Here is a 7,676-nt window from a genome sequence, read left to right on the forward strand (position 1 = left end):
GGCGCTGACGAGGGTGCTCGGGGAAGTCGCCCAGGTGGCACGTCATGGCCTCCTGGTGGGGTCGTAGACCAGGAGCAGGCAGGTGGCGTAGAAGTCGTCGCCGAGGTCGCTGACCAGGTCGTTGAGGTGGGAGAGCAGCTCGTCGGGAGGCAGCTCCAGGTCGGCCAGGGTACGGACGGCGGTGCGCAGGCGGCCCATGGTGACCGCCTCGGACACGCCGTGTCCCATGACGTCGCCGATGACGATGGCGACCCGGCCGGCCGACAGCGAGATGACGTCGTACCAGTCGCCGCCCACCTCCATGTCCTTACCGGCAGGCAGGTAACGGGCCGCGGCGGTGACCGCGGGCAGGCAGGGCAGCGCGCGCGGGAGCAGCCCGCGCTGCAGTTCCTTGGAGCGCGTGTGCTCCCTGTCGTACAGGCGGGCCCGTTCCATGGCCTGGGCGATCAGCCCGCTGAGCGCGGTGAGCAGATTCCGCTCCTCACCGGTGAACTGGCGCGGATCGGTGAAGGAGACGACACAGCTGCCCACCGGGCGTCCCGATGCGATCAGCGGCAGGAAGGCCCATGCTTGCTTGCCTCCCGCCGCCGGAAGGTCGGCCGTCACGGGGTAGCGCTCGATGTACTCCTCGACCGAGGTGACGAACGCCGGGGTGCGATCACGCAGGACTCCCGCGATCGGGAGCCCCTCGGCGGCCGGCATCCGGGTGACCCGTTCGATGAACTCCTTCGAGTACCCGGTGAACCCGACCGCCCGCAGGTGATCGCTCTCCACCAAGGCGAGCATCAGCCCGGAGGCCCCGAAGGACGGCAGGATGTAGTCGGCCGCGGCGTTCACGACGTCCCGCACGGTGACCGCCTCGGCCAGCGCCCTGGTCAACTGCCTGACGCGGGAGGCCCGCTCCACGGACGTACGCTCGGGGGTACGCGTCTGTGGCTCGGTGACCGTCTCCAGGACGTCATGGGTCTTGGTGACGTCCCACAGCGTGCCGATCATGCGCGCCGGTTCGCCGTTCTCGTCGAGCACCAACCGGCCGCGGACCCGTACCCAGCCGGACGTCCCGTCCGGGCGGCGCACCCGGTACTCGGTGCTGTGCATCCTCCCCGTGCGGATCGCCTCATCCATGTCGGACAGCACCCACGGCAGGTCCTCGGGGTGGATGATGCCCGTCCAGGTCTCGATGCGCCCATCGGCGGTGTCCGGATCGATGCCGAGCACGGTGAGCATCGCGTCATTCCAGGTGACGTCACCGGTCCGAATGTCCCAGTCCCACGTGCCGACCGCCTGCAGGTCCGGCCGCAGGTGCGAGCCGGTGGGCTGGTCCTGGCCCTCTGTCAGGGCCGAACCGGGCGGGCGCAGGCAGGGCTTGCTCAGGCGCTCGCCGACCCATCGTCCCAGCGTGTCGATGAACTCCCGTCGCCCGGCCGACAGCTTGTGCGAGGAGACCGTCACGACCGACAGGGCTCCGACCGGCCCGCCGGGGCCGAGCAACGGGACGGCCACCATCGCCGTACCGGCCGGCCAGGACCAGGACCCGCCTTTTCCGTCCGGCCGTTCGCCCGCCGTCGCGTCATGTCCGGGCGTCCCTGTGGCGTGGTTCGCCATGGACACCCGCACGAACGCCCCGTCCCGGAACGCGCGCGCCGGGGCGAGCGGGCCGTTACCGTCAATGCGTTCCCACGCCTGGGTAAAGGCCTGGGGGAGCCCGCTGGTCACCACCAGGCGCAGCCCGCCACCGTAGCCGGGACTGCCGAGATGCACCATGCCGCCCAGCCCGGCGAGATCCGCCACCGCCTGCTGGATCGCGAAGCGCAGGAGCTCGATGCCCCACAGCTCATCGCCGACCGCCGACAGCAGCCGCCTCCGCTCCTCGGACATCCGGTCCGCCCGCAAGGTCCGCGGACCTTCTGCGTCTCCCATCCCCATCCCCTGCCCTTCACCACGCCATCAGGGTCTTCATGAGGGTCAAGATGGGGGAATATGTACAGAGTACAACTACTCTGCGCACACAGACCATCGCTCTCCCCGCAGGCGGACACGCGAACAGCGCGGTGAACGGCCCACATGACGACATCACCGCGTCGTCCTGGTAGCCGGGCCAGGTGTCGTCCTCGGTGAGGAGGTCGCAGCCGGGATCCGGCCGCGCACGACACACTCCGGACGAAGGAAAGATGCCGGTGAGGCATATCGTCGCATGGTCCGGTCAGGAGAGTGCCATGACCAAGCCGATCGAGCCTCGGGTGTCCCGTCCCGAGGCTGCCGCCCCGGTCCAGGTGCTTCTCTCGGCCTCCAACGTGTGGCGAGTCGGGTTCGCCATCGTCGCAGTCGTCGTCGTGGTGTATCTCATCCGCTTCGTCCTCACGGACGCGGGTTCGCTGGTTGTCGTCGTGGTGATGGCCTGGTTCCTGTCGCTGGCGATGGAGCCCGCGGTGGGCCGGCTGGCCCGGCACATGCGCCGCGGCGCCGCAGCCATCCTCGTGATGATCGGGATCGCCCTGCTCGCGGCGGTCTTCCTGGTCCTGTTCGGTAACCTGTTCGTCGAGCAGGCCGCGTTGCTCGTGCGCGCGCTGCCTGGGGTGGTCACCGGCGCCATCGACTGGATCAACGCCAGGTTCGGCACGAAGTACGACATCTCCACCATCCTCAGCTCCATCAACCTGACCCCCCAGCAGGCCGCCACCTACGCCCAGGACCTGGTCGGCGGCGTGCTCGGCCTGCTCGGCACGATCACCGCGGCGGTGTTCAACACCTTCGCCCTGCTGCTGCTGACCTTCTACTTCTCAGCCGACGGCCCCCGGCTGCGGCGCTGGCTCGCCCAGCTCCTGCCCGGCCGCATCCAGCAGATCTTCCTCACCGTGTGGGACGTGTCGCTGGTCAAGACCGGCGGCTACGTCTCCGCCCGGCTCATCCTGGCCACGATCAACGGCACCACCTCGGCCATCGTGTTCATGCTGATCGGCATGCCCTCGTGGCTGGCGCTGGGCGTGTGGACGGGCATCGTGGCCCAGTTCGTCCCCACGATCGGCACGTACATCGCCATCGCGCTGCCTGCCGTCGTGGGCCTGGTCTCGCCCCGGCCATGGATCGGGGTGGCGGCGCTGGCCTGGGCGATCCTGTACCAGCAGGTGGAGAACCTGACGCTGGAGCCGCGCATCAGCGGGCGGGCGGTGAACATGCATCCGGGCGTCGCGTTCGCGGGCGTGATCCTGGGAGCGCAGCTCTTCGGGGCGGTGGGCGCGCTGCTGGCGGTGCCGGTGCTGGCCATGTTGTTCTCGCTGCTCGACACGTTCGTGGCCCGCAAGGAACTGGTGCCGGTCCCGCCCGAGGTGCCGGAGGCGTACGTCAAGGACGACGACGAGAACGACGAGGACGACGAGGGCGGCCGGGGCGGCCAGGGCGGCCAGGACGGCCAAGGCGGTGAGGGCGGTGAGGGCGGCGAGCGCTCGGCGGCGACGGAGCCCGAGGCCAAGCCGCGCACGGGACAGGCGCACACAGTGCACCGGGACGGCTGACCCGGCCGTGCGCAAGGCCACGGCGAGGCTCAGCCGAGGGCGGCCGTACGGGCGGCGGCCGTGCGTCTGGTGGAGAAGCTGGAGTGCACTCAGGCCGACCTGGCGGAGAACCGGCTCGGACGGTGGCGGGACGTGATGAGTTTCCGATCGTGCGCGCGGTGGGACAGACCTCGCATGGACGACATGTGGGACGTGGCGATCGTGGGAGCGGGACCGGCGGGCTCGGCGGCGGCGCTGCGGGCCGCGCAATTACGCCCGGAGCTGCGCGTGCTCCTGCTGGACAGGGCCGACTTCCCCCGTGACAAACCGTGCGGTGACGGCATCGCCGCCCACGGGCGCGACGAGCTGGCCCGGCTGGGGCTGCCCACGCTCATCGACGACTACCGGCCCACTCCTCGCCTGACCGTGGTCTCGCCGGGCGGGGTGCGGGTCTCCGCCGAGGCCGCGCGGCCCAATCACGTGGTGCCGCGCCGGGTGTTCGACGCTCGCCTGGTGGCCGCCGCCCAGGCCAGGGGCGTCGAGGTACGCCGCCACCGCGTCAAGGATCTCGTCTTCGACGGGTCCGGGGTGGTCATCGACGGGCGGCTGCGGGCCCGTACGGTGGTGGCCGCCGACGGGGCCGGCTCGGTCGTGCGCCGCCTGATCGGCCTGGCCGCCGCCGCCGAGAAGCACACCGCCATCGCCGTACGCGGCTACGCCGACGTGCCCGAGGAGGACGATGTCCAGCTCATCGCCATGCAAAAGGCGGGCTGGCCGGCCTACGCGTGGTCGTTCCCCATCGGCGACGGCACCGCCAACGTCGGCTTCGGCATGCTGCTGCCCCGGCTGCGCGCGGCCGGGGCGCCCGGACGTCAGGTGCTGCACGGCAGGCTCGCCGAGCTGCTGCCCGACCGGCCCGCCCGCGAACTGCGCGCCCACCACCTGCCGCTCTCGACCGGGCGGCCGACGCCCGGCGCTGGACGGGTCCTGCTCGCCGGTGACGCCGCGGGACTGATCAACCCGCTCACCGGCGAGGGCATCTACTACGCGCTGCTGTCCGGGCGGCTGGCGGCCGAGGCGGCGGTGGAGTCGCCGGGCGATCCGCTGGCGTTGTACCGGGCCAAGCTGCGCGGGGCGCTCGGACGGCACCTGCGCACCACCGACGTGCTCGCCCGGCTGGCCCAGCACCCCGGTTTCATCGACGCGGCGATCGAGACCGCCGTGCGCCGCAAGGAGGTGTTCGACCTGCTGGTGGAGGTGGGGCTCGGGAACGGGACGGTGCCCGCGCCGCTCGCGCTGGCCGTGGGGACGCGGTGGCTGCGCGGATCCCTGCGCGCCGGGCGGTGAGCGGGGCATGGGGCGGCCATGCGGGTCACGCGGTGAGCGAGGCGTGGGCCATGCGGGTCACGCGGTGAGCGAGGCGCCGCCGGCGACCAGGAGGATCACGTCCACGGCCGCCACGGCGACGGCGGTGACGAACGGCACCCGTGCGGACCTGGAGGCCAGCAGCAGCCCCGTGGCCGCGAGTGCCGCGGCGGCGGCGACCGCCAGCCAGCCCGCCGCGCCGGGGGCGGCGCCTCCAGGGCCGAAGACGAGCAGGCAGGTGGCCGCCAGCAGCGGCACGGGGACCAGGAGCCGTACGCGGGCGGCGCCCATGCGCTGCGGCCAGCCGCGTACGCCGGTGTCCAGGTCGCCCGCGATGTCCGGCAGCACGTTGGCCAGGTGCGCGCCCACCCCGAGCAGTGCGGCGGCCAGGACAGCCCACCACGCGGGCCACGGCTCACCGGGCAGGCCCAGTGTCACGAAGGCCGGCAGCACGCCGAACCCCACGGCGTAAGGTGCCCACGACAGGAGGGTCGCCTTCAGCCCGAAGTCGTACCCCCAGGCCGCCAGCACCCCCGCGAGGTGCAGCGCGCCCGCCCGCCAGCCGGAGGCCAGCGACAGCGGCACGCAGCAGGCCAGCGCCATGAGTGCGGCGATCCAGACGGCACGCGCGCTCACCGTGCCGCCCGCGACGGGCTTGCCCGCGCGCCCGGCCGCCGCGTCCCGCTCGGCGTCGATCGCGTCGTTGCACCAGCCGATCGAGAGCTGCCCCGTCAGCACGGCCGCGCCCGCCAGCACGCACCCGACCGCGTCGCGCCCGGTGGCCACGGCCAGCGCGGTGACCAGAGCGGTCACGGCCGCGGTCGGGCCGGGATGGCACGCGCGCGCCAGCCCGACGGCCAGCCGCCCCGGCCCATCGGGTAAGACGGCGGCCGCCGCGCGGTCGGGGCGAGTCACAAGATGATCGTAGACCGGGCGATCGCCGCCGAGAATTCCCACGCTCCATGTGTGGCTTAAATGACCATTTGGACGGGAAACGTGCGGGGAGTAAGAGTTGTCGGCTGCCGAGGGAGAACTGCATGACCCGTATCGCCGCAGTCCGTTGTGCTTTTCCTCCCCACCGGTACCCACAGTCCGAGCTCACCGACATGGCCGCCCGCGTGTGCCTGCCGGAGAACGCCGACCGGCGCCTCCTCGACCGCCTGCACCGCAACGCCCGGGTGGACTACCGCAACCTCGCCCTGCCCATCGAGCAGTACGAGAAGCTCAACGGCTTCGGCGCCGCCAACGACGCCTTCGTCTCGGTCGCCGTGGACCTGGGGCTCGAGAGTGTGAAGGCCGCCCTGGACGCGGCCGAACTGGAGCCGACCGACGTGGACATGATCATGTTCACGTCGGTGACCGGCATCGCCGCGCCCTCCGTCGACGCCCGGCTGGCGGCGGCGCTCGGCCTGCGGCCCGACGTCAAGCGGGTGCCCGTCTTCGGCCTGGGCTGCGTGGCCGGAGCGGCGGGCATCGCCAGGATCCACGACTACCTGCGCGGGTGGCCGGACCACGTGGCCGTGCTGCTGTCGGTGGAGTTATGCTCGCTCACCGTGCAGCGGGGCGACTCCTCGCCCGCGAACCTGGTCGCCGGCGCGTTGTTCGGCGACGGCGCGGCCGCCGTGGTGGCCTGCGGCGCCGGACGCGGGGCGGCCGGTCCCACCGTGGTGGCCTCGCGCAGCCACCTGTATCCGGGCTCCGAGCACGTCATGGGGTGGCAGGTGGGCGACACCGGGTTCCGGGTGATGCTGGACGCGAGCGTTCCGGCGGTCGTGCGGCGGTACCTGGCCGACGACGTGCACGGCTTTCTGGCCGAGCACGGCGTGACGGCCGGGGAGGTGACGGCGTGGGTGTGCCATCCCGGCGGGCCGAAGGTGCTCGAAGCCGTGTCGGACGTGCTCGGCCTGCCCGCGGACGCGCTCGACGTGACGTGGCGCTCGCTGGCGGCCAACGGCAACCTGTCCTCGTCCTCGGTCCTGCACGTGCTCGGTGACACCCTCGCCACCCGGCCTCCCGAGCCGGGAACCTGGGGACTGATCATCGCCATGGGGCCGGGCTTCTGCTCGGAACTCGTCCTGATCCGCTGGTGACCGCGCCCATGACCCGACTGCTGGTGACTGCCTTATGACCTGGTATCTGGTGCTCGTCGTGCTGGTCGGCCTCGAACGTGTGGCCGAGTTGGTCGTCGCCCGGCGCAACGCCGCGTGGAGCATGGCGCGCGGCGGCGTCGTGGCCGGTCAGGGGCACTATCCGTGGATGGTGGCCCTGCACACCGGGTTGCTCGTCTGCGCGCCGCTGGAGGCCGCGCTGGCGGAGCGGCCCTTCCTTCCCGCGCTCGGCTGGCTGATGCTCGCGCTCGTCGTGGCCGCCCAGGGATTGCGGTGGTGGTGCATCACCTCGCTCGGGCCGCGCTGGAACACGCAGGTGATCGTGGTGCCCGGCCTGCCGCTGGTCACGCGCGGCCCCTACCGGTTCCGGTGGCTGCGGCATCCCAATTACGTGGCGGTGGCGGTGGAGGGGCTCGCGCTGCCGCTGGTGCACACGGCCTGGGTGACCGCGCTGGCGTTCACGGTGCTCAACGCCGCGCTGATGGTGGTGCGGATCCGATGTGAGAACGCGGCCCTCGCCCTCGCCTCGGGGCGATGACGGCGTGATCGACGTACTCGTCGCAGGTGGCGGCCCGGCGGGGCTGGCGACGGCCGTTCACGCGGCGCTGGCGGGGATGGAGGCGGTCGTCGTCGAGCCGCGTGCCTCGCCCGTGGACAAGGCGTGCGGCGAGGGCGTCATGCCGGGCGGCCGGGTGAGGGTGATGGTCACCGG

The 7,676-nt window shown here is 72.3% G+C and carries 7 protein-coding genes; 5 read left to right on the top strand and 2 right to left on the bottom strand.

Translation table 11 applies throughout. The annotated features are described in order from the left end of the window. Positions 1-42 precede the first annotated feature (42 nt). Positions 43-1,920 (bottom strand): PAS domain-containing protein, encoded by a 1,878-nt coding sequence (locus tag ETD86_RS56365; RefSeq protein ID WP_170223748.1) that lies wholly within the window; start codon positions 1,918-1,920, stop codon positions 43-45. 296 nt (positions 1,921-2,216) lie between these two features. Between ETD86_RS56365 and ETD86_RS51110 the strand changes: the two genes are divergently transcribed. Both ETD86_RS51110 and ETD86_RS51115 read left to right on the top strand, forming a co-directional pair. Next, positions 2,217-3,512: an AI-2E family transporter gene (locus ETD86_RS51110; protein WP_211370856.1), complete on the top strand. Its 1,296-nt coding sequence runs from the start codon at positions 2,217-2,219 to the stop codon at positions 3,510-3,512. 60 nt (positions 3,513-3,572) lie between these two features. Further along, the gene (locus tag ETD86_RS51115; RefSeq protein WP_246149469.1) at positions 3,573-4,838 is read left to right on the top strand and encodes an NAD(P)/FAD-dependent oxidoreductase; all 1,266 of its coding nucleotides are present in this window, start codon (positions 3,573-3,575) and stop codon (positions 4,836-4,838) included. Between the two features lie 57 nt (positions 4,839-4,895). On the opposite strand, the gene ETD86_RS51120 is transcribed toward ETD86_RS51115, so the two are convergent. Further along, the gene (locus ETD86_RS51120; RefSeq protein ID WP_138673851.1) at positions 4,896-5,771 is read right to left on the bottom strand and encodes a UbiA family prenyltransferase; all 876 of its coding nucleotides are present in this window, start codon (positions 5,769-5,771) and stop codon (positions 4,896-4,898) included. A 122-nt stretch (positions 5,772-5,893) separates the two neighbouring features. On the opposite strand from ETD86_RS51120, the gene ETD86_RS51125 reads away from it, so the two are divergent. From ETD86_RS51125 to ETD86_RS51135, 3 genes are all read left to right on the top strand, one after another. Next, on the top strand, positions 5,894-6,946 hold the full coding sequence (locus tag ETD86_RS51125; RefSeq protein WP_138673852.1) for a type III polyketide synthase: 1,053 nt from the start codon (positions 5,894-5,896) through the stop codon (positions 6,944-6,946). 34 nt (positions 6,947-6,980) lie between these two features. Beyond that, the gene (locus tag ETD86_RS51130; RefSeq protein WP_138673853.1) at positions 6,981-7,502 is read left to right on the top strand and encodes an isoprenylcysteine carboxyl methyltransferase family protein; all 522 of its coding nucleotides are present in this window, start codon (positions 6,981-6,983) and stop codon (positions 7,500-7,502) included. 4 nt (positions 7,503-7,506) lie between these two features. Next, positions 7,507-7,676: NAD(P)/FAD-dependent oxidoreductase (locus ETD86_RS51135; protein ID WP_138673854.1), on the top strand; the 170-nt coding region annotated here is incomplete at its 3' end.

It is taken from the genome of Nonomuraea turkmeniaca, assembly GCF_005889735.1.
Lineage (GTDB): Bacteria > Actinomycetota > Actinomycetes > Streptosporangiales > Streptosporangiaceae > Nonomuraea > Nonomuraea turkmeniaca.

Bases quoted from the DNA above. Each gene is read 5' to 3' on its own strand.
- ETD86_RS51110 (WP_211370856.1), top strand. From the start codon at position 2,217: ATGACCAAGCCGATCGAGCCTCGGGTGTCCCGTCCCGAGGCTGCCGCC.
- ETD86_RS51130 (WP_138673853.1), top strand. From the start codon at position 6,981: ATGACCTGGTATCTGGTGCTCGTCGTGCTGGTCGGCCTCGAACGTGTG.
- ETD86_RS56365 (WP_170223748.1), bottom strand. From the start codon at position 1,920: ATGGGAGACGCAGAAGGTCCGCGGACCTTGCGGGCGGACCGGATGTCC.
- ETD86_RS51125 (WP_138673852.1), top strand. From the start codon at position 5,894: ATGACCCGTATCGCCGCAGTCCGTTGTGCTTTTCCTCCCCACCGGTAC.